Source organism: Chryseobacterium sp. GW821-FHT04C04, assembly GCF_059420365.1.
In genome coordinates, this window is sequence record NZ_JBWKTO010000002.1 from 161,312 (window position 1) to 181,727 (window position 20,416).

17 protein-coding genes are annotated in these 20,416 nt (G+C 35.8%); 6 read left to right on the forward strand and 11 right to left on the reverse strand.

What is annotated here, in order from left to right; translation table 11 throughout:
* Positions 1 to 139 precede the first annotated feature (139 nt).
* From AC07UM_RS06865 to AC07UM_RS06895, 7 genes are all read right to left on the reverse strand, one after another.
* Positions 140 to 1,045 (reverse strand): NAD(P)/FAD-dependent oxidoreductase, encoded by a 906-nt coding sequence (locus AC07UM_RS06865; protein ID WP_494681808.1) that lies wholly within the window; start codon positions 1,043 to 1,045, stop codon positions 140 to 142.
* A gap of 157 nt (positions 1,046 to 1,202) precedes the next feature.
* Positions 1,203 to 2,723 (reverse strand): glycosyltransferase family 39 protein, encoded by a 1,521-nt coding sequence (locus AC07UM_RS06870; protein ID WP_494681809.1) that lies wholly within the window; start codon positions 2,721 to 2,723, stop codon positions 1,203 to 1,205.
* Positions 2,724 to 2,779: 56 nt separating this feature from the next.
* Positions 2,780 to 3,346: a hypothetical protein gene (locus AC07UM_RS06875; protein WP_494681810.1), complete on the reverse strand. Its 567-nt coding sequence runs from the start codon at positions 3,344 to 3,346 to the stop codon at positions 2,780 to 2,782.
* A gap of 176 nt (positions 3,347 to 3,522) precedes the next feature.
* Positions 3,523 to 4,734, reverse strand: a complete 1,212-nt coding sequence (locus AC07UM_RS06880) for an efflux RND transporter periplasmic adaptor subunit (protein ID WP_494681811.1) — start codon at positions 4,732 to 4,734, stop codon at positions 3,523 to 3,525.
* A 126-nt stretch (positions 4,735 to 4,860) separates the two neighbouring features.
* Positions 4,861 to 6,132 (reverse strand): ABC transporter permease, encoded by a 1,272-nt coding sequence (locus AC07UM_RS06885; RefSeq protein WP_124534410.1) that lies wholly within the window; start codon positions 6,130 to 6,132, stop codon positions 4,861 to 4,863.
* An 84-nt stretch (positions 6,133 to 6,216) separates the two neighbouring features.
* Positions 6,217 to 7,446 carry an ABC transporter permease gene (locus AC07UM_RS06890; RefSeq protein WP_103233551.1) on the reverse strand — a complete coding sequence of 410 codons (1,230 nt, stop codon included), beginning with the start codon at positions 7,444 to 7,446 and terminating at the stop codon, positions 6,217 to 6,219.
* A 90-nt stretch (positions 7,447 to 7,536) separates the two neighbouring features.
* Positions 7,537 to 8,226, reverse strand: coding sequence for an ABC transporter ATP-binding protein (locus AC07UM_RS06895; protein ID WP_494681812.1), 690 nt, complete (start codon positions 8,224 to 8,226; stop codon positions 7,537 to 7,539).
* 424 nt (positions 8,227 to 8,650) lie between these two features.
* On the opposite strand from AC07UM_RS06895, the gene AC07UM_RS06900 reads away from it, so the two are divergent.
* From AC07UM_RS06900 to AC07UM_RS06910, 3 genes are all read left to right on the forward strand, one after another.
* Positions 8,651 to 9,625 carry a ribonucleotide-diphosphate reductase subunit beta gene (locus AC07UM_RS06900; protein WP_103233559.1) on the forward strand — a complete coding sequence of 325 codons (975 nt, stop codon included), beginning with the start codon at positions 8,651 to 8,653 and terminating at the stop codon, positions 9,623 to 9,625.
* Between the two features lie 107 nt (positions 9,626 to 9,732).
* On the forward strand, positions 9,733 to 10,023 hold the full coding sequence (locus AC07UM_RS06905; RefSeq protein ID WP_494681813.1) for a hypothetical protein: 291 nt from the start codon (positions 9,733 to 9,735) through the stop codon (positions 10,021 to 10,023).
* Between the two features lie 55 nt (positions 10,024 to 10,078).
* Complete coding sequence (locus tag AC07UM_RS06910) at positions 10,079 to 11,737, forward strand: ribonucleoside-diphosphate reductase subunit alpha (protein ID WP_494681814.1); 1,659 nt, start codon at positions 10,079 to 10,081, stop codon at positions 11,735 to 11,737.
* Between the two features lie 402 nt (positions 11,738 to 12,139).
* Here AC07UM_RS06910 and AC07UM_RS06915 read toward each other — a convergent pair whose 3' ends face one another.
* Complete coding sequence (locus AC07UM_RS06915) at positions 12,140 to 15,325, reverse strand: TonB-dependent receptor (protein WP_494681815.1); 3,186 nt, start codon at positions 15,323 to 15,325, stop codon at positions 12,140 to 12,142.
* 350 nt (positions 15,326 to 15,675) lie between these two features.
* Here AC07UM_RS06915 and AC07UM_RS06920 point away from each other — a divergent pair, with 350 nt between their 5' ends.
* Both AC07UM_RS06920 and AC07UM_RS06925 read left to right on the forward strand, forming a co-directional pair.
* Entirely contained in the window at positions 15,676 to 16,566 is an 891-nt protein-coding gene (locus AC07UM_RS06920; RefSeq protein WP_152290140.1) for a DUF72 domain-containing protein, read from the forward strand.
* A 178-nt stretch (positions 16,567 to 16,744) separates the two neighbouring features.
* Positions 16,745 to 16,975, forward strand: coding sequence for a hypothetical protein (locus AC07UM_RS06925; protein ID WP_494681816.1), 231 nt, complete (start codon positions 16,745 to 16,747; stop codon positions 16,973 to 16,975).
* Positions 16,976 to 17,019: 44 nt separating this feature from the next.
* Here the strand turns inward: AC07UM_RS06925 and AC07UM_RS06930 are convergent, their stop codons facing one another.
* Positions 17,020 to 17,613 carry a hypothetical protein gene (locus AC07UM_RS06930; RefSeq protein ID WP_494681817.1) on the reverse strand — a complete coding sequence of 198 codons (594 nt, stop codon included), beginning with the start codon at positions 17,611 to 17,613 and terminating at the stop codon, positions 17,020 to 17,022.
* A gap of 69 nt (positions 17,614 to 17,682) precedes the next feature.
* Between AC07UM_RS06930 and AC07UM_RS06935 the strand changes: the two genes are divergently transcribed.
* Entirely contained in the window at positions 17,683 to 18,927 is a 1,245-nt protein-coding gene (locus AC07UM_RS06935) for a porin family protein (RefSeq protein ID WP_494681818.1), read from the forward strand.
* Here AC07UM_RS06935 and AC07UM_RS06940 read toward each other — a convergent pair.
* Together AC07UM_RS06940 and AC07UM_RS06945 are read right to left on the reverse strand one after the other, a co-directional pair.
* Positions 18,924 to 19,568 carry an HD domain-containing protein gene (locus tag AC07UM_RS06940; RefSeq protein WP_494681819.1) on the reverse strand — a complete coding sequence of 215 codons (645 nt, stop codon included), beginning with the start codon at positions 19,566 to 19,568 and terminating at the stop codon, positions 18,924 to 18,926. The genes AC07UM_RS06935 and AC07UM_RS06940 overlap by 4 nt on opposite strands.
* Positions 19,565 to 20,410 carry an alpha/beta hydrolase family protein gene (locus AC07UM_RS06945; protein WP_494681820.1) on the reverse strand — a complete coding sequence of 282 codons (846 nt, stop codon included), beginning with the start codon at positions 20,408 to 20,410 and terminating at the stop codon, positions 19,565 to 19,567. Before AC07UM_RS06945 ends, AC07UM_RS06940 begins: the two co-directional genes overlap by 4 nt.
* Between the last annotated feature and the right edge of the window lie 6 nt (positions 20,411 to 20,416).

A 20,416-nucleotide genomic window follows, 5' to 3' on the forward strand; every position in this document is an offset into this window, starting at 1 on the left:
ATCTTTGATTTTCATCTTATGTGAACTTTTCTGCGGAGTCATTTCAACTTACTTAAGTGGACTAAAGTGTTTTAAAATGAAAGGTTTTGTGACTTTTGTGGTTTTATAAAGTTTCAACAACCTTATGATAAGAAAGCCATTAAAATTCTTCATCCGACAGTTCTTTATTCACCACAGCACCTGTAAAATTACCCTGTGCAATAGCATTCGCTACGGAACGCATCATCGTCACATTATCTCCACAGGCAAAAACTCCTGGAATAGTTGTTTTTTGCATCATGTCTATCTTAATAAATCCCTGCTCTGTCAATTCACATCCCAGGTCATCAGAAACATTTATATTTTGTTCAAAAGGAATTTTGGCATATAAAGCCTGTAAAGCAATCTCCTTCCCATTTTTAAAAACTATTTTTTGAATAGAGCCGTTTTCATGGTCTATTCTTGTAATTTCATCTTCGTTTAGAGCGATTTTATTCTGATTCAGTTTTTCGATTTGCTCATTCGTAAGTGTAGCCCTTCCATTGGTAAATAATGTAAGATTTTTGGTCATATTAAAAATCAGTTTTGAAAATTCGTAGGCCATATCTCCGTTAGAAAGAATTCCGGTTACTTCATTTTTCACTTCATAGCCATGACAGTAGGGGCAGTGTAAAACAGAAATTCCCCAGCATTCTGCAAATCCTGGGATATCCGGCATTATATCTTTTATCCCAGATGCCAGAATCAGTTTTTTAGTATGAAATTTTTCACCGGATGATATTTCAACATCAAAACCTTCAGTTGTTTTTATTGTTTTTGCAACAGTTCCGTTATAAAACTTGACCGTTTTGTATTTTTCAACATCTTTTTTTGCCAGCTGAGCGATTTCTGCCGGTATCTTTCCATCGTGGGTAATAAAATTATGCGAATGAGGGGTCTGCCTGTTGCAAGGTTTTCCGTTGTCAATAATCAAAACATTTCTTAGAGATCTCCCTAAAGACATTCCTGCGGATAATCCTGAATAGCTCCCTCCTATTATAATGACATCAAAGTTTTTGTTTTCCATATTTCAGTTGATAGTTGATAGTTGATAGTTGATAGTGCAAAGTTAAGATAATTTTCATTAATGCAATAAAGTTGCAATAATATTTTATCAAATTTCCTTTTTCAAAGTGAAAGCAACTATTATCAAAGTTTTTCAACCAATAGAACTTAATGGAATACTATTTCCATTGCTTTTTATCTTCATCAATTTCATCCTGAATTTTTTCTCGGACATCTATTTTTGCATTTTCAAAACTAAAAATGGTAGTCCCTATTTCTCTTGCATAAGGATTGGTGACCGATCCTACTATTGAGGAATTTTCAAAGTAAGGTCCTGTTTCTTCAAGTTCACCTTCCGGACGATCTTTAACTCTAATGAGGTTTTTATATTTTTTACTCAAATCGAACCAGTTGATATAGTCTGCGTTGAATGACACAGCCTTTATTCCTTTTTTCGAGTAATAATTAATAGCTCCAGCCTGGCCATAATTATCACATAACACCAGCGTATTGCCGGATTTTGCCAATGTAGAATATTTTTCATCTACTTTTTGGCTCAATTCTTTCCAGCCCAGCATATCTGCAAAGTCCTGAGGCAAGGCATGGTCTTTTCCATCTTCCCAGCGCAAGAGGCCCCACTTTTTATAAGATTCAGGGTGACTGGCAATAAACTCAGGGCTTTTATTAGGAAATGCGATATTGTATATAGGTATAAAGAGAATTATCGGATGCAAAATACAAACAGGTTTAAGAAACTTCTTCCATCCTGACTGTAAAATATTGCCTAAATAAACAGCTCCAAAACCTATATAAATAGGATAAAGTCCAATGGCATAGTAATCTTTTGCTTTGAAAAATAAAAACAATCCTATTGTTATCACATAGCCCCAAAAGAAAAAATGAAATCTAGAAAAGGGCTTATAAAATAGCAAGGCATACAATGCAAAAAGTATTACAAAGGCCACCCCAATGAAGAGCAGAAGCTGGGATTTAAGGAAATCAAATCTATCGACGTTGACCAATTGGGTTTCAGAAAGCTCCTTCATATGGTGAATCACAGGGAATCCATTATGATACTGCCAGATAAGATTGGGTAAAACGATTATTAAAGCAAGAAGTACTGCTCCATAAGCATGCGGATTTATAAAGATTTTTCTTTGCTTTGTCATTAAAATCGCAGGAATAAAACCCATTGCAAGAAAAATTATATTGTATTTATTTAAAATACCAATTCCGAAAATAATTCCTCCCCAATAAAGCCATTTTATACTTTCTGTACTGACATATTTGATCAGGATATAGAAAAAAGCGGTCCATAGAAGAACATCCAGTGAGTTGGGCTGATACAGCATATTCAAACGAAGTAAAACGGAGAATAGCAATCCAAAAGATGCCAATGTACAAGCAAAAAGATTCCCTTTCAATTCTTCTATAGCTTTCCAGACAACAATCATTGTTAATGCTCCAAATAATGTCGGAAAAAATTTGATCCAAAACACGGAATTACCCAATATTTTTATGAGCCAGGAAATCCATGAGCTTACAGGAGGAACAGAGAGGTAGCCCCATGCAAGATGGTTACCCTGATCAAGATGTAAATATTCATCCCGCTGCAATTCATATTCTGGGCTGATCAACACATACTGAAGTACAAATTTTGCAATAATGAAAAGAAATAAAATCCAATAGTCTTTTTTCATGGGGTATTGTTTTAATTTAAAATTAAGACATTTTGAACCTATTTTATATTACATTTTCATACCGTCTCAAACTTATTGTCAATAATTTCAGTTTTTACCTTTTGAATATTTTCAGACCAGTAATTAATTCTTTCATTTTTATCGGGACATTCTATTATAGACATATTCTGATAGGAAATCAAATATTCTTCATATGTCTGTAATATAGTTTTCAAATAAATTGCATAGTCTTTTGTATTTTTGGGAATATATCCTATCCCATCGCAACCACAGCTATGAAAGCACTTTCCTGTTTTAAAAAGACTTTCTACAATTTTCCATTCCTTTACTGCCGTTTTTTTAGGAGCTTTGAAATCTTTTCCAAGGTCGGCCATTATATTTCTGCATTCAGGACATCTTATACTTCTGCTTCCTATCTCTGAAACGAGTTCTTTTAATTCTTCTGTTTTTGTTTTTGTAAAAACAGGTCCTACTTTACGAATCGATTCCCCATCTGGTTCGTGGTATATTTTTTCTTTTTTAATCCGTCGTAAAATATCATCTATATCAGGTTGTTTAAATGATTTTCGGCATTTAAAGCATACATAGTGTGATTTATAAGTTTTTACAGCGTATCGGCACATTTTTCAATTGATGTTTACATCAAATGTAGGAAATTATTTGATGTTTGTTAAATGACTTCTCGATTCAATGTTAAGAATTTAGATGTCCACAGCATTAGCAAAAGCTTTATGCAAAAAGAATCCCGGAGAAAAAATTCCTCCGGGATTCACAGTTTAAAAGTGTATAGTGTAGTTTATTATTTCTTGCTAGACTTTTCTTTTAGTTCTTCTTTGTCTTTATCGGACGGGTTCCAAACTTTCACTTCAGTGTCTTTTGTAATATTTGATCCTGGAAGAACCTGAACGTTGATACCGTCACTCGCTCCAAGTTTCACATATACTTTTTTGAATTTTCCGTCTTTTTGTTTTACTTCTACAAAAGGAACGTCTTTACCTTGTTTCTTTTCATACTGAACCAAAGACTCATCCAATAATAGTGCATTTTTCTGAGAACTCAAAACAATTTCACCATTCGCAGAAAAACCAGCTCTAATATAGTCATTATTAGGATTACTTACATTTCCTTCTACCGGGAATTTGATAGTTCCTGCATTATCTTTTCCTTTAGGAGCAATCATCGTCAGTTTTCCAGGAAATGTTTTATTTTGTAATGCACCGATCACGATGTTCATATCCATACCTTGGCTTAGCTTTCCAGCTTGTGCTTCATCAATTTCTCCTTTAAAGATCAGTGAGTTCAAATCTGCCACTGAACAAATAGTTGTTCCAGCGTTGAAGTTATTAGCTTCAATCACCTGGCTTCCCGCTTTTACAGGAACTTCAAGTACGGTACCTGAAGCTTTGGAACGGATCTCGGTAGTAGCTAATCCCTGTCCCTGAAGTTCAGGAGTTGCTCCTGTCTTAGCAATTTGTAATCTTTTTTGAGCCGTATTCAATTGCTGCTGAGAATTTTTAAGAGTTTGCTGTTGAGAAAACAATTGCTGTTGAGAATTCAGGAACTCCTGTTTAGAAGCTACTCCCTGCTTGTACAATTTCTCTTGCATTTCAAACTGCTTCTGCATATTTCCTACGTTCATCTGTGCATTGCTGATCTGAATCTGTGCATTCTGAACTTCCTGCTGAGCAGCGTTTACTTCAGAGATACTTGGAACAATTTTCACGGTAGCAATCAGTTGCCCCACTTCTACCTTATCTCCTTCTTTTACTAAGATTTTATCTATAATCCCGGCAATATTGGGCTTAATTTCAATTTCTTCTTTGGGAACTATTTTTCCTGTAGCCATTACCTTATCATCCATGTTCTGAACGGAAGGTTTACGGGTAAGGAAAGCTTCACTTTCTTTAGAATTAGATTTTACAAGATAGCTAATCCCTGAGAACAATGCCACTGCAAAGAAAAGCCCCAACACTATATAAATGGCTTTTTTCCAAGTGAATTTCTTTTTCATATGTATAGTTTATTTTTTATTAAAAGATTGAATGATTTAAAAATTAAAAGATTCATCCAGCCAGACTGTTGAGAACCTGTTCCTCTTTATTTTAAAACGTTCAAATGAGTTTTATTTTCAAATTAATTATTCTGTTCTTAATGCTTCAATCGGTCTGATTTTTACCGCTCTCTGCGCAGGGATCATTCCGATAATCAGTCCTAAAATCACCATTACTGCCATAGCTGCAAATACATTTCCATAGTTGACCGTCGGGTTATAGAAAGGGAATGAATCCTGGCCCTGGGTGACTGCATTTAATATCATCAGCACAAAGATTCCAAACATAAAGCCTAATAATCCCGAGGAGAGTGTGATCACAACACTTTCCAGCAAAATCTGATTTCGTACTTCAGCCGGTTTCGCTCCCAACGCTCTTCTGATTCCAATCTCCTTCGTTCTTTCTTTTACTGTAATCAACAGGATATTGGAAATAGCAATTACGCCTGCAAGGATCGTTAATGTTCCTACTATAATGGTCAACAGCTGCATTCCTGTAAGAAAGCCTGTCAGTTTTTTAAATTCTTTCCCCAAATTGAAACTCCCGAAAGCATTCGTATCTTCAGGTGAAACTTTGTTCTTTGTTTTCAGAACCTGCTTTACATCTTCTTCTACTGAGTTCACATTAGCATTGGGCTTACTTACAATAGCAAACATATCAATCTGATCTCCCGCATTATACACTTTCGTATACGTAGAAAGTGGAATGAAAGCAGTCTGGTCATTTTCAAATCCGCCTCCTTTTTTTACACGGAATACTCCAATGACATTAAAGAATAATCCTTTTATATTGATCGACTGTCCAATTGGGTTTTCCTTTTTCTTGGAATCAAAAAAGTTCTTATAAATTTCTTCCCCGATCACTACTACATTTTTATTTCCGGAAACGTCTGCATCATTGATATAGCGTCCAAAGATCAGTTTTTTTTCTGAAATTTTATTTCCTACAGAGTAGTCTCCTGTAAGTGAATATGTTCCATTTTTACCATTCCTGGACATAGCTTCTCCTGGTGTTCCGGTAAAGCTTCCTCTGGCATTTTGGGGTGATATATAATCTATGGCTGTTACTTTCCTTTTCAGCATTTCCATATCGGTGAGCTTCAGGTGAACTTCTCTTCCTTTCGGAAATCCTTCATAGGGAATAGAGGTTTTCTGTGCCCAAAGGAAGATTGAGTTGGTTGCAAAACCTGAAAATAGTTTATCAAAACCATTCTCCATCCCTTTTGCTGCTCCAAGAAGGCTTACATACAAAAACATCCCCCATCCTACACCAATCATGGTAAGAAATGTTCGGAGTTTATTATTCCTCAATGAATAATAGATCTCCTGCCAAGTATCTTTTTTAAATATGATATTCACCTTTTTGAATTATATGTTATAAATTATGAATTCTATCAATTTGTTTTATCTGACGATATTTTTCTTCGCCTTTTAGCCTATCCTTTATTCTGTTCTTAGTGCTTCGATCGGCTTAATTCTTGAAGCTCTGTATGCTGGAACAAATCCTGCAATTAATCCTGAAAAGATCAGTGCAATGAATGCCATTAGAATAGCTCCCCATCCTACACTTGGGCTTTTAATAAAGAACTCTTCAAGGCTATTGCCAATAAGACTTAATGCCAAAACCCCTACTCCAACTCCGATAAGCCCGGAAACCACTGTAATCACAACACTTTCCTGAACAATCAAGCCTACAATTCCGCTTGGTTTTGCACCAATCGCCTTTCGCACTCCTATCTCTTTGGTTCTTTCTTTTACGATATACACCATAATGTTACTGATCCCGATAATTCCGGCCAGTAATGTCCCTAATCCAATGAATCCAACAATCGCTGTAAGCACTGCCATAAAAACGAATGTATCGTTCATGTTTTTGGCATTGTTCCAGACGCGTACCCCATTTTCATCATCAGGAGAAACATTTTTTCTTGATTTTAATCTATCTTTTAATTCATCTCCATATTTGATAGCCTGCTCAGGAGTCAGCTTGTCACTGTAAGAAATATAAGCTATACTCACGGTATCAGACCCTTTTTTCATTTGCTGCAAAGTCGTAATAGGAACTGTAATATGTCTTTCATCCCAATCTCCTCCATCATCGGAAAATACTCCTACGACCTTAAACATGGTTCCGTTGATATCAAGCTCCTTTCCTACAGGACTTCCGTTCTTAATCAAATCTCTCTGCACCATCCTTCCAATAACTGCAACATTTTGCTTTCCTGCCAAGTCCCGGGGGGTAATGTATCTCCCGTCAATCATCTTCCGGTTTTCAATGATCTGTTCACCCGGTTCCGCTCCATGTACCTGGTAAATTCCGCTTTCTTTTCCGTACTTCACCATTAAGCTGGCATTATATCTTGGACTTGAAGCTCCTACATTTTTCTTATCAGTATTAATAAGAAAATCATAGTCATTGTTATTCAACGTAACAGTACGATCTGACTGCAATCCTTTATAAGCTAATGTAGTTTTCCCTGTGGTAATGGAAATAAGGTTTTTGGCATCTCCTGAAAACCCTTCAGAGAAAGCATTCTGAAGTCCTTTTCCAATTCCAAAAAGTACAATAAAAATAAACAGTCCCAAAGCTACTGTGAACCCTGAAAGTACTGTCCGAAGTACATTACTACGGATCGAACTGAATATTTCCTGCCAACGATCTAGGTCAAACATTTTTTATTGGTATTAAAAGATTGAAAAATTTAAAGATTAAAACCGAATCATTAAATTTTTAAATTATCTCATTTTCAAATTATCAAATTCCTAAAGCACAATCTGCTTAATAAACTCGTCACTTTCAATAATCCCGTCTTTCAGTATTACATTTCTTTTGGTTTGTGCAGCAACATCGGGCTCGTGGGTTACAACGATGATTGTTCTTCCTTCGTTGTTGATATCCTGAAGAAGTTTCATTATATCATGAGTAGTTTTGGAGTCCAATGCTCCTGTAGGTTCATCTGCCAATACTACTTTTGGATTCGTAATCAAAGCTCTGGCAATAGCCACTCTCTGTTTCTGTCCACCCGAAAGCTCACTGGGAAGGTGATCTGCCCATTGTGCAAGCCCTACTTTCTCCAGGTATTCCATCGCTCTCTGATTTCGTTCTTTTCTCGGTACATTCTGATAGTACAGAGGAAGCGCTACGTTTTCCAAAGCTGTTTTATAATTGATAAGATTAAAAGATTGAAAAATAAATCCTAAAAACTTACTTCTGTATTCTGCGGCTTTTATTTCAGATAAATGCTCAATAGGAACACCATCCAATTCATAAGTTCCTGTATCTTTTTCATCCAGAATCCCAATAATATTAAGAAGCGTAGATTTTCCCGAACCGGAACTTCCCATAATAGAAACAAACTCTCCTTCAGAAATATTCAGATTAATTCCTTTAAGAACATGAAGTTTGCTTTTCCCTGTATCGTATGACTTATTTAAATCCTGAATTACTAACATTAAGTGATGTATGTTTTATACCCAATAAGTAGATGATATTTTCAAATTGTTACAAGAATAAAAATTTATTCAAATATTTTTTTGTTTAATACATTAATCCTTTATTTATAACATTTTACATTTTCCTGTTTAACTGTAACTAGGTATTTGTACCCATTTATCCTCAATATTGCGGTCTAGCCTATTATTCGAGCCTGTTCCATGTAAATGTGGAAAACTTTTCCGGCTAAAAGTCAGACGATTAGTATTTACCCCTTTCAAAATCAGTTCTTTTTTTCGAACTTTGTCATTAGTTCTTTACAAGAAATATGGATTTGCAAAAGTGAATAACTTCAATTCACAATCTGCAGACAAACAAAAACTTAAGTATTTCCGGAACGTTATCCACAGAGATCTAAATTATTTAATTATAAAGATATTTAATATGGGAATTTTTGATAAAAGAGTAAGTTATAAGCCATTTGAATACCCGGAGGTGCTTCAATTTGTAGAGGCCATCAACAAATCGTTCTGGGTGCATTCGGAAGTGGACTTTACTGCAGATGTTCAGGATTTTCATTCGCAGTTGGAACCACATGAAAAGCATGCTGTGAGAAATGCGCTCTTAGCCATTGCACAGATCGAGGTGTCTGTAAAGACATTCTGGGGAAATTTATACAACCACCTACCAAAGCCGGAATTCAATGGATTAGGATCTACTTTTGCAGAATGTGAGTTTCGTCATTCTGAAGCATATTCCCGTTTATTAGAGGTATTAGGATATAATGACGAATTCCTTAACGTAATCGAAATTCCTGCCGTAAAAGGAAGAATAGAATTTCTTGGAAATGCTTTAAAGCATGCTAATTCTGCCACTCCAAAAGAATATGTTTCAGCATTATTGTTGTTCAGTATTTTGGTGGAAAACGTTTCTCTTTTCTCGCAATTTGCCATCATCCTTTCTTTCACAAGGTTTAAAGGATTCATGAAGAACGTTTCCAATATCATCGCATGGACTTCAATCGATGAGCAGATTCACGCTAATGCAGGAATCTATCTGATCAACAAAATCCGTGAGGAGCAGCCTGACTTATTAACAGACAGCGATATCGAAGATATCTACACGTTAGTAGATGAGTCTATCGCAAGAGAAGGAGATATCCTTAGCTGGATCTTCGAATTGGGAGAAATCGACAATGTTTCTAAAGAAGATCTGTTAAACTTCATGAAGTACCGTGTAGACGACAGTTTGAAAAAAATCAATATGAAAACAAGATATAACATTACTCCGGAACAATACAAACCAATGGTATGGTTCGAAGAAGAAGTTTTCGCGAATTCATTAGATGATTTCTTTGCAAAAAGACCTGTAGACTATACGAAGCACGATAAGAGTATTACAGCAAACGATTTGTTTTAATACTGAGGCGCGAGCGAAGCGAGCGTCAAAGCAGTCAGTATCAGGACCTATTCCTTACTGACCATTTAGTGGAATACTGTTCATTAATAAAGCACAAATATAAAAAGATGATCAATGTAATAGTAACCTATACGGTAAACCCCAAATTTGTTCCGAACAACAAAACTAATATCCAAAAGTTTCTGGAGGACTTCAAAAATATAGATCCTTCCACCTTTGAGTATAAAGTCTATGTAAAAGAAGATGGTGTTACTTTTGTACATTATTCAAACTACATCAATGAAGAAGTTCAGCATGAGGTTTTGAATGTTCCATCTTTTAAAGAATTTCAGAGATTAAGAGATGAAAGCGGGCTGAACGGTTCCCACAAAGTAGAAATTTTACAATCAATAATATAAAAAAACAAAATTCCGGAGTGATTCTCTCATTCCGGAATTCGAAAATATAACATCTATGGAAGAGCAAAATTCAAATATATGGTGGCTCAATGAAGAGTCTGAGCAAATGCTGAACAGAGGATATCTGTTGAAAGGTGAAACGGTAGACGGAGCGATCGACAGAATTACCACTGCTGCTGCAAAAAGATTATACAAGCCGGAACTTCAACAGGCATTCAAAGAAATGATCACGAAAGGATGGATCAGTTTCTCTTCTCCTGTATGGGCTAATATGGGAACAGAAAGAGGTCTTCCTATCTCATGCTTTAACACCCATATTCCAGACAGTATTGAAGGGATTACTCACAAAATGGGAGAAGTAATCATGCAGACTAAAATCGGAGGAGGAACTTCAGGATATTTTGGTGAATTGAGAAACAGAGGTACAGCGGTAACTGATAACGGAAAATCTTCAGGAGCAGTTTCATTTATGAAGCTTTTCGATACGGCTATGGATGTTGTTTCGCAAGGGGGTGTAAGAAGAGGAGCTTTTGCAGCTTACTTAGATATTGACCACGGAGATATTGAAGAATTTTTATCCATTAAAGATATTGGTAGCCCTATTCAGAACCTGTTTACCGGAGTATGTGTTCCGGATTACTGGATGCAGGATATGATAGATGGTGATATGGAGAAGCGTAAAGTTTGGGCAAGAGTATTGGAAAGCCGCCAGCAAAAAGGTCTTCCCTATATTTTCTTCACAGACAACGTGAACAGAAATAAACCTCAGGTGTATAAAGACCTAGGAATGACGGTGAATGCAAGTAACCTTTGTTCTGAAATCATGCTTCCGTCTACTATGGAAGAATCTTTCATCTGCTGTCTGTCTTCTATGAACCTTGAACTGTATGACGAATGGAAAGATACAGATGCTGTAAAACTAGCGGTATACTTCCTGGATGCTGTTTTATCTGAGTTTATTGATAAAACTGAGGGTAACTATTACCTGCAGGGAGCAAGAACTTTTGCAATGCGTCACAGAGCTCTTGGACTAGGAGTTTTAGGATACCACTCTTATTTACAGAAAAATATGATTCCGTTTGAAAGCTTTGAGGCAACTCAATTCAATGCAAGAGCATTCAGACATATTAAAGAACAGGCTGAGCAGGCTTCAAGAGAACTTGCCAACATATACGGAGAGCCGGAAGTATTGAAAGGATATGGGTTAAGAAACACCACAACAATGGCTATCGCTCCTACCACTTCAAGTTCTGCAATCTTAGGACAGACTTCTCCGGGAATCGAACCTTTCTCTTCAAACTATTATAAAGCAGGTCTTGCTAAAGGAAACTTTATGCGTAAGAACAAATACCTGGCAAAATTATTAAAAGAAAAAGGATTGGATAACGAAGAAACATGGAGAACAATCATGTTGAACCACGGATCTGTACAGCACCTGAATGAGCTTTCTCCTGAAGAAAAGGCAGTATTCAAAACATTCAAAGAAATCTCTCCAATGGAGGTTATTTCTCAGGCAGCACAGAGACAACAATACATTGACCAGGCGCAGTCACTGAATCTTCAGATTCCTTCTACAATGCCTGTAAAAGATGTAAACTACCTTTATATTGAAGCTTGGAAAAAAGGAGTAAAAACGCTTTACTACCAAAGAAGTTCATCTGTTTCAAAAGAAATGATGGTTAACTTCGTATCATGCTCAAGCTGCGAGGCATAGGACCAAGTAATAAACACGCTATATTTACAAAAGCATGCCGAAAGGTGTGCTTTTGTCGTTTTCAATATAATAGTTTTGCTTATTTGTCAACAGATTCTCACAGATGATTCTTATAATGTTGATAAGTTTTGGCTAAAGCCGCTGGATGATTTTTTTTGTAAAAACGGGCTAAAGCCCATTTCTATGGAATAATTACAACTTCCATGTAATTGCTTTTCTCATAATCCACTGATTATTAAAACAAAATAGCTTATTCATTGAATATTTTAAAAAAATAAATTGATATTATTTTACATTCAAAAATCATCTTTCATCCTTTACCATTTATCATTCATAAAAAAGGTCCGGAAAGAAAATCCGAACCTTTGAAAAAGAATTATATGAAGTAAAATAAAAGTGTTATTAAAAATTATACCGAACACCCAGCTGCGCCTGGAATCTTGAGGCAAACTGATCTATGGTATAAGGCAAACCAGGTGTTTTAAAGTTGTAGGTAGGATCTCCCGCTGAAGGTTGTCCTGTTGCTACATTTCCCACTTTTGTCAACCCGACACTCGCTGTAGAATTGAAGGTATTAGGTACAAAGTATACTTTACCCCAATCTTTGTTTAGCAGATTGGTAAAATTGATGATACTCAATGAGATCTGAATATTGTTCTTAGACTTAGGACTCAATCTGATTTCATCCATAATTCTGATATCTGCCTGAATATTCCAAGGGGTAACATCACCATTTCGCTCCGTAAACTTCCCTCGTCTGGATTTCAGATAATCATTGCTGTTGACAAAGTTTTCATAGTCTGCAATCTGCTGCTGGGCAGTGACCACTACGTTTCCTGCAGCATCTTTTATAGGAACAATATATTTGGAAGCTTCTGTGGCATCTTTAAAAATATAGGCAAGTCCCGCAGCCTGTCCTGTATTGGCAATAGTACTATTCACAAATCCCCAAGAGAAAGGATTCCCTGATTGTGCATTGAAATATACGTTGGTATATAACCTGTTGGAGTCAGAAATAGTAAAGGTATATCCAAGATTGGCTACCACTCTATTTTTGATGGCAAAGTTAGAAGTGGTCAGCTTCGGATCATTGGGAGTCAGAGACTGGTTCATCTGCCAGTTACTTTCCATGGAGTTTCTGATACCATTGGTAATATCTTTAGCATCACCGTAAGTGTATGCCACAAAGAAATTGAATCCGAAGTTATACGACTTTGACAGCTGAGCCGTCAGGTTGTAGCGGTACCCTTCTTTAGTGTTGGATAAAAGATAAGCATTGGAAAAATTACTATTGATGTTTGTTGTATAGATTGGCATCTCATGATTCACATCATAGCTGTAATACGTTACATTATCCGTCTTATTTACCTGCTGGAATTTCAGATCATACAACACTTTTGTATAAATACCTTCCAAAGTCAGTTTATATCCTGAAAGAGTATAATCAAAAGCTAAGGAACTTCTCCATACTCTTGGCATTTTAAAGTTATTATCAACAAGGTCAACCTGTACTTTTGAAGAATTCTGCCATTTTGGGAAGTTGGAACTCACTAAAGGATCTCCGTTAGCCGCAAGCTGTCCTGCAGTAGGTGCATTGTAGTCATAACTTCCAAAACCAACTCCATCATTATAATAAGCATATCCTAACCAGGCAAACGGAATTCTTCCCACAAAAATTCCAGATCCTCCCCTTAGCACCATCGATCTGTCTTCTGTAAGATCAATGGTAAATCCAAGTCTTGGAGAGAAGGTTGGTTTATTCAGGTAGTTATTCGTAAGCTGGCTCAGCGGAGTATAACTATAGGTATTTCCATAGTTAGGATCCTGAGGAGAATTGTTGACCAATGGACTCGACTGTGGTTTATTCGGTAAATCTGTATAATCTACTCTTACTCCCGGCGAAAGTCTTACTCTTCCCCAGTTGATTTCATCCTGAAGATAAAGGGAGAGCAGATTCACCTTATACTGTGCATACGGATTATCAAAAAGCGTTTGCCTGCTGTCTCCGTTAAAAGGGTAAGTTCCTCTTATCCTTGCAGGCGTCCCGTTATAAAAATCGGTCAAATTTTTATAGGAAATTCTTCCATTCAGCGCATTTACAAAACCATAATTAATATTGTACAACTCATTGTGAGTTCCTAATAAGAAAGTATGATTTCCTTTTTTATAAGTAAGATTATCTGTGATTTCAAACGTTTTCTGTTTCATATTGAAGACAGTAGCTTCTCTGTCATTTCCCAACAGAATTGTTCCTCCATTATAAGCAATTTCAACCTGTGGAAACATAGCATTGCCGGAAGTAGGATCTCTATAATCATGAATGGAAGAATATCCTACGACTAAATTGTTGCTCCATTTATCATTAAAACGGCTTTTCAATTCAAGTGTGGTAGTAGATGCTGTATTTTTCTGAATGAAGTCCATACCGGAGAACCTAAAGTTGGCCCCATCCCTTTCAAGATTGGACGCTTGTGAAAATACCGTATTGTTTTTAATGGATAAAGTATGCTTGTCATTAATTTTCCAATCTAACTTATTGAAAAGTTTAGAACTTTCAGAGAAATTATTGTACTGATTAAAGCTTCCCACATTGAAACCATATTTATTTCGTACAAAATCTGAAATCTGCTGAGCCACCTGCTCATTGACTAGTGCTCCCGGATCATTGGCATTATAGAATACCGGATCTGTTCTTTTCGTATATTCCAGATTTGTAAACAGGAATACTTTATCCCGTACAATCGGCAGACCTACTCTTCCACCATAAATAAAATCTTCAAAATCTTTGGGCATTTTAGAGTTATCGCCTACTCTGTTGTTACCCGTGATCGCAGCATTTCTTCCGTAAGCATAGATAGATCCTGTTACATCATTACTCCCGCTTCGTGTTACCGCATTGATACTTCCTCCAAGGAAATTTCCGAGCTTCACATCATATGGAGCGATATAAACCTGTACATCCTGAATGGCATCCAGACTTATAGAATTGGAACGCGTACTGCTTCCAGGCATCCCTGAACTCCCCGTCTGCCCGCCTAGTGAAGGACTAAAGCCAATAGCATCATTATTAATAGAACCATCTATCGTCACATTATTGTATCGGAAATTGGTCCCGTTGAAAGAGTTGTTAGCACTCTGAGGAACCAGTTTCGTAACATCCTGAATTCCACGGTTGATATTCGGAAGGCCGGAAATCTGAGCCTGGCTGATTCCCACCCCATATTTTGCAGTGGTCTTTTTAGAAGTAATTTTCACCTCATCAATTGTTTTTTCTTTACTTCCTACATCTACTACGGGTAAATCATTACTACCTAGAGAAAGCTGCAGGTTCGGATTTTCATAAATAACCTGTGATCCGTCAGAAATTTCAATTTTATAAGGTCCTCCCGGCTGAAGATTATCCAAACTGAACTGCCCTTTGCTGTTGCTTTTCGTTTCAAAGGTACTATTAGTAGGAAGGTGTATTACCTTTACTGTAACTTCGGAAGAAATTCCCTTTAATCTTCCAAAAATTTTAGAACTGGTTTCCTGTGAAAATGCAAACCCAAACGATAACAAAGCAAAAGCACAGATGATTTTTTTCTTCATATTTTATTCGCTATAAACTTGGTGTAAAATTAGATCTAGTAAGAATGAAGTATGGTAACATAGAATTAACATTACGTAACAGAATGTTTAACATTTCCTTAAAAAAAACTTAATAGAAACGTAGTGATAGACTTAAAAAAATTCCTATAAAAAATTAAAAACCATTCTATTTTCAAGATTTTCAAGCATATTTAAGAAGATGAAAAGTACCATTTTATAAGCTATATAATTTTACGAATTTGCGGCAAGGCAATCATTTTCCATAGCAATTACTTTGCTTGAAAATCATAGAATGCTCTGAGATTTTTGGTTTATATTTGTGTTTATTGTTTAATACCAAAACTACAGATATGAAATTCGGACAAGTAGAAGACCCTTCAAAAATAGATTTCACATTACCTAAAGACCATCCTAAAACCAAGGAAATGCTGGCCCTTAATAAAAAAGGACTGGAAAATATTTCTATCGGATGTGCCAAATGGAACAAAACCGACCTTAAAGGATTTTACCCAAAAGGGACCAAAGATGAGTTGACTTATTATGCTACTCAGTTTAATTCTATTGAACTGAATGCCACTTTCTACGGAATGCCAACTCCTGATCAGGTAAAAACATGGAAAGAAAAAACTCCGGAAAATTTTAAATTTTTCCCTAAGATCACCAATACAGTTTCTCATTTCAGAAGATTGATTGATGTGACTGATCCGGTGACTCATTTTGCCTCTGCTGTTATGAATTTTGATGAAAAACTAGGAATGGCTTTCCTTCAGCTTCATGATAATTTTAAGCCCAAGGACTATGACAGGCTGGAAAAATTTGTAAAGGAATGGCCTAAAGAAGTGCCTTTGGCTATAGAACTCCGAAATACAGAGTGGTTTACCGATGAGGAAATCCTTAATACAACGTGTGATCTTTTTGAAGCTCATCATATCACCAATATTATCGTAGATACTGCCGGAAGAAGAGATATGCTTCATATGCGCCTTACAACTCCCAATGCGTTCATCCGATACGTAGGAGCGAATGCGGAAAGTGACTATGAAAGACTGGATGACTGGTTGAAGCATCTTACCCAATGGAAGAAAGATGGTCTTCAGAATCTTTACTTTTTTGTACATCAGAATATTGAAAAAGCATCTCCTTTATTATCTGCCTATTTTATCAAAAAACTGAATGAAGAGTGGAAAACTGATATTCATCTTCCACAAATGGCTACCGAAAGTACAGGAACCCTTTTTTAAATGATATAAAGTTTATAGCAATTATTCAAAAAAACAGAATTTATTTCAGGATAAAAAAATTAAACAGACTCTATTTTATTTTTTTTCTAAATAGCATACATCTCCTTTTCATAAAGAAAAATTTCGTATATTAGAGTATAATGTATTTCACTAAACATTATGCTTTAAAACATAAATCATGGAAAAGGAAATTTGTACAATCAGTATTGCCAGTAACTGGCTTAGTGATGAATATATTTTTTATGAAAATCACACCATAAAAAGAATATATGATCATCACAGTCTAAATTCTAATAAAATTGAATGGGTCACCCCGAAAGAGATTAGTAAACAGAATAAGGACAAACTTATCAGATCCTGTCCTGAGGAATGTAAGGAGCAGGTTATGCAAATTCTGGATTACCCCTAAAAAACAAAAACGGTAATGAGCATCAAAAATCTCATTACCGTTTTTTATTTATTTTTTCTCAGAAGCAATACCAGATTGAGAAATAAAAGCAGGAAGTCCAATGCAATCCAGATCCCTAGTTTTGTATTTTCATAGTTGTAAGCATCTACTTGTTTTTTTGCTGCATCAGAAAGCTTCATACTTTGGTTGATGTAGTTCTGTACTTCTACAATCTGATCAATATTTTTGTTAGGTACAGAATGTTGGGAAAAATATACAAGATTTTTCTTTCCGAGATACCCTACAATCCAGTATTCATCGGATTTATCCATTTTCAGATATTCTACTCTGTAATATTCCGGACGTATTTTCCCAATATGTTTGGGTTCAAGGGTTGTAGTTTTATCAGATTTATTTACGTTGATCAGGTAAAAATCCAATGCCTGCGGAAGTTTATTCACGACTTGCAGCCCTACGGAATTGTCCACGAATGCCACAGCACTTTTCTTAATAAACCAATACGTAAAAACTGAGATTGAAAAAACGACCGTTACAATACGAAACAGCTTCGCCCACTTCGCCATACTTCCTGATTTTATCTTAAATAAGATCAAAGAAAGCACTGATGCCAGAAATATTATAAAAATAATGAGTGTCATATTTTACAAAGATACTTCTTATCTCTATTTTATCTATATTTGGCCTCAAATTTTTAATCCTAACTAACCATGAAAAAAATGCTATCGGTACTCCTTTCTTTTTGTATCGCACTCATCTCCGCTCAGGTAAAATTCGAAAAAGGCTACATCATCAACAGTAATGATGTAAAAAAAGACGTACTCATCAAAAACCAGGGATGGGTAAGTACACCTGACAATTTCGTCTATAAGACAGATGAAAACTCAGCTGAAAACACCGGTACTCCAGGCACTATTAAAGAATTTGGCATCTATAATGAAATTAAATATATCAGTTACAATGGTGATATTGATTATTCATCAGATCATCTTGATGATCTTTCTAACAGTAAAGCTCCTGAACTAAAAAAAGGCTTAGTTTTTTTAAAAGAAGTTGTGAAGGGGAATAAAAGTCTCTATTTCTATCAGAAACAAAATTTTGGAAGATATTTTTATTCAGATTCCGATTCTTCTATTCAGCCATTGATCTACAAAAAATATTATTTCAACGGAAGTAGTTCTCAGGTTGCGACCAATGACGATTATATCAATCAACTGCAAACAATTTTTTCTGATGACAGCAATGCTAGAGCTTTAGCCACAAAGACAAAATATACTGAAAGTGATTTAAAAAAAGTATTCAGCTTATATAACAGTAAATTTTCAGGAGCAACATCTTCCAATGAACAGTCATTCTCTGAAGCCAAAAAGAAGGCAAAATTTAACCTGAGCGTAAGACCGGGGCTTAATTTCTACTCTCCGCTGAAAATAGAGCAAACATACAGCAACGAGGGATTCCCTTCTAAAATGGGCGTAAGAATAGGGGTAGAAGCGGAAATTGTATTACCATTCAACAAAAACAAATGGTCAGTAGTTCTGGAACCTACCTTCTCTCTTTACAACAATAAGTCCGTTATTAAAACAAATGATAATCTATATAATATGCATATGGAGAATTATTCATTCTTCAGTCTTCCGCTAAGCTTAAGACATTATATGTTTATCAATGATGACTCAAAAATCTTCATCAATGCTGGTATTAACATCCTTTCGATTAAAACCAGTTCATCTGAAACCATTGATTTAGATTATGATGGGACGGTTTTTGATAAATTACAATTATCCCCGTCCCAAAGCTTTAAAAGTGCTGTATTTGGTGTAGGCTTCAACTATAAGAATAAATACAGTATCGAAGCAAGGTACAATACAAGTACTAATCTGCTGGATCAAAAAAGAAATGCTGCTACTGCAGACCTTAAATATGTTTCCTTAATTATAGGATATAATATTTTCTAGTCTACATTCCATTCTTTATAAAACTGGTCGAGGAAATTCAGCATATAACGGTGTCTTTCTTCGGCCATTTTTTTGCCTTTTTTGGTATTCATCATATCTTTCAAAAGGAGTAGTTTTTCATAGAAATGATTAATAGTGGTTCCATTAGATTTTTTATATTCCTCTTTCGACATTCCCAATTTGGGTTTCATATCCGGATGATACATCAGGTTGTTCTTAAAACCTCCAAAGTTGAATGTTCTGGCAATTCCTATGGCACCAATTGCATCAATGCGGTCTGCATCCTGTACAATTTTAAGCTCTATTGGGGGATCTACAGGTGCCTGATCTCTGTTTTTAAAAGAAATATTTTCAATGACAAATAAAACCTTCTGGATGATTTCTTCAGAAACATTCTGCTGTTCAAGGAATTCTCTGGATATTTTGGGAGCGATGGTTTCGTCTCCATTATGAAATTTAGGATCGGCAATATCATGAAGAAGAGCAGACAATTCTACCACTTCTGTATCACAAACCTCTGTTTCTGCTATTTGGGCAGACAGCTTCCAGACTCTTTCAATATGGAACCAGTCATGTCCTGCTTCTGCTCCTTCTAATTTTTCTTTTACAAATGCTATTGTGTTCTCAATTGTACTTTTCATGTATCTATCAATTCATTTAAAATAATATCCCAGAGTTTGTTGTTGTAACTTCTAAAAAAATTGACATGCCCGATTTCTTTTTTATCAGATTCTGAAACGTTTACCAGTCTGTAGGTGGGTTTTAGATTAGTATAGGTATCATTCAGCAAGCTTAACACTCCTTTTTCTGTGAGCCAGATATCGTCTTCTGCCCGAATCACAAATACTTTCTGCGTCAAATTTTTAGAGTAGTCATCAATTTTCTCCAACAGTCTGTTGGTTGATTTCTTGTTTAAAATTAAGGTTCTCCAGTCATATGCGCAATTTTTTGGAAGACTTTCTCCAAGCCCAAACCAATGTGCCGGAAAATATCCTAATAATGAAGTGGTTACCGGCTGGGCAATTCCAAAGCCAAGAAAAGCTTCAATTTTTGTGATTCCTTTAAGGTTTCCTACAAAAGCATTTTGCGTTCCTACAAAAACAAATTCTTCAAACATTTCAGAATCCTGATTCATTCCCAGAATTAATGCTCCTACGGAATGCCCCAGGCAATATTTTCTGTACTCTTTAAAATTCGCCTTGATATATTGGGTTAACGCTTTGTAATCTTTTGAGCCCCACAGCCTCATAGAACCATGAAACCCTTTCATATTTTCTGGTTTGGAAAGTCCTATCCCCCGATAGTCATAGGTAATTACTGTAAATCCCTGTTCAGAAAAATAGCTCGCAAAGGAAAAATAGACCTGTTGTTTCACTCCTGTTGCCGAATTGATCAGCAATAGTTTCCCATTGCTTTTTTCCGGTTTAAAAAGATGAACAGTCAGGGGAGCATCGTCTTCTGTGGTCAATATTAGTTTTTCCATAGTATA

Excerpts from the sequence above, each read along its gene's own strand:
- AC07UM_RS06865 (WP_494681808.1), bottom strand. The coding sequence starts at position 1,045 with ATGGAAAACAAAAACTTTGATGTCATTATAATAGGAGGGAGCTATTCA.
- AC07UM_RS06870 (WP_494681809.1), bottom strand. The coding sequence starts at position 2,723 with ATGAAAAAAGACTATTGGATTTTATTTCTTTTCATTATTGCAAAATTT.
- AC07UM_RS06875 (WP_494681810.1), bottom strand. The coding sequence starts at position 3,346 with ATGTGCCGATACGCTGTAAAAACTTATAAATCACACTATGTATGCTTT.
- AC07UM_RS06880 (WP_494681811.1), bottom strand. The coding sequence starts at position 4,734 with ATGAAAAAGAAATTCACTTGGAAAAAAGCCATTTATATAGTGTTGGGG.
- AC07UM_RS06890 (WP_103233551.1), bottom strand. The coding sequence starts at position 7,446 with ATGTTTGACCTAGATCGTTGGCAGGAAATATTCAGTTCGATCCGTAGT.
- AC07UM_RS06895 (WP_494681812.1), bottom strand. The coding sequence starts at position 8,226 with ATGTTAGTAATTCAGGATTTAAATAAGTCATACGATACAGGGAAAAGC.
- AC07UM_RS06900 (WP_103233559.1), top strand. The coding sequence starts at position 8,651 with ATGGGAATTTTTGATAAAAGAGTAAGTTATAAGCCATTTGAATACCCG.
- AC07UM_RS06905 (WP_494681813.1), top strand. The coding sequence starts at position 9,733 with ATGATCAATGTAATAGTAACCTATACGGTAAACCCCAAATTTGTTCCG.
- AC07UM_RS06910 (WP_494681814.1), top strand. The coding sequence starts at position 10,079 with ATGGAAGAGCAAAATTCAAATATATGGTGGCTCAATGAAGAGTCTGAG.
- AC07UM_RS06915 (WP_494681815.1), bottom strand. The coding sequence starts at position 15,325 with ATGAAGAAAAAAATCATCTGTGCTTTTGCTTTGTTATCGTTTGGGTTT.
- AC07UM_RS06920 (WP_152290140.1), top strand. The coding sequence starts at position 15,676 with ATGAAATTCGGACAAGTAGAAGACCCTTCAAAAATAGATTTCACATTA.
- AC07UM_RS06925 (WP_494681816.1), top strand. The coding sequence starts at position 16,745 with ATGGAAAAGGAAATTTGTACAATCAGTATTGCCAGTAACTGGCTTAGT.
- AC07UM_RS06930 (WP_494681817.1), bottom strand. The coding sequence starts at position 17,613 with ATGACACTCATTATTTTTATAATATTTCTGGCATCAGTGCTTTCTTTG.
- AC07UM_RS06935 (WP_494681818.1), top strand. The coding sequence starts at position 17,683 with ATGAAAAAAATGCTATCGGTACTCCTTTCTTTTTGTATCGCACTCATC.
- AC07UM_RS06940 (WP_494681819.1), bottom strand. The coding sequence starts at position 19,568 with ATGAAAAGTACAATTGAGAACACAATAGCATTTGTAAAAGAAAAATTA.
- AC07UM_RS06945 (WP_494681820.1), bottom strand. The coding sequence starts at position 20,410 with ATGGAAAAACTAATATTGACCACAGAAGACGATGCTCCCCTGACTGTT.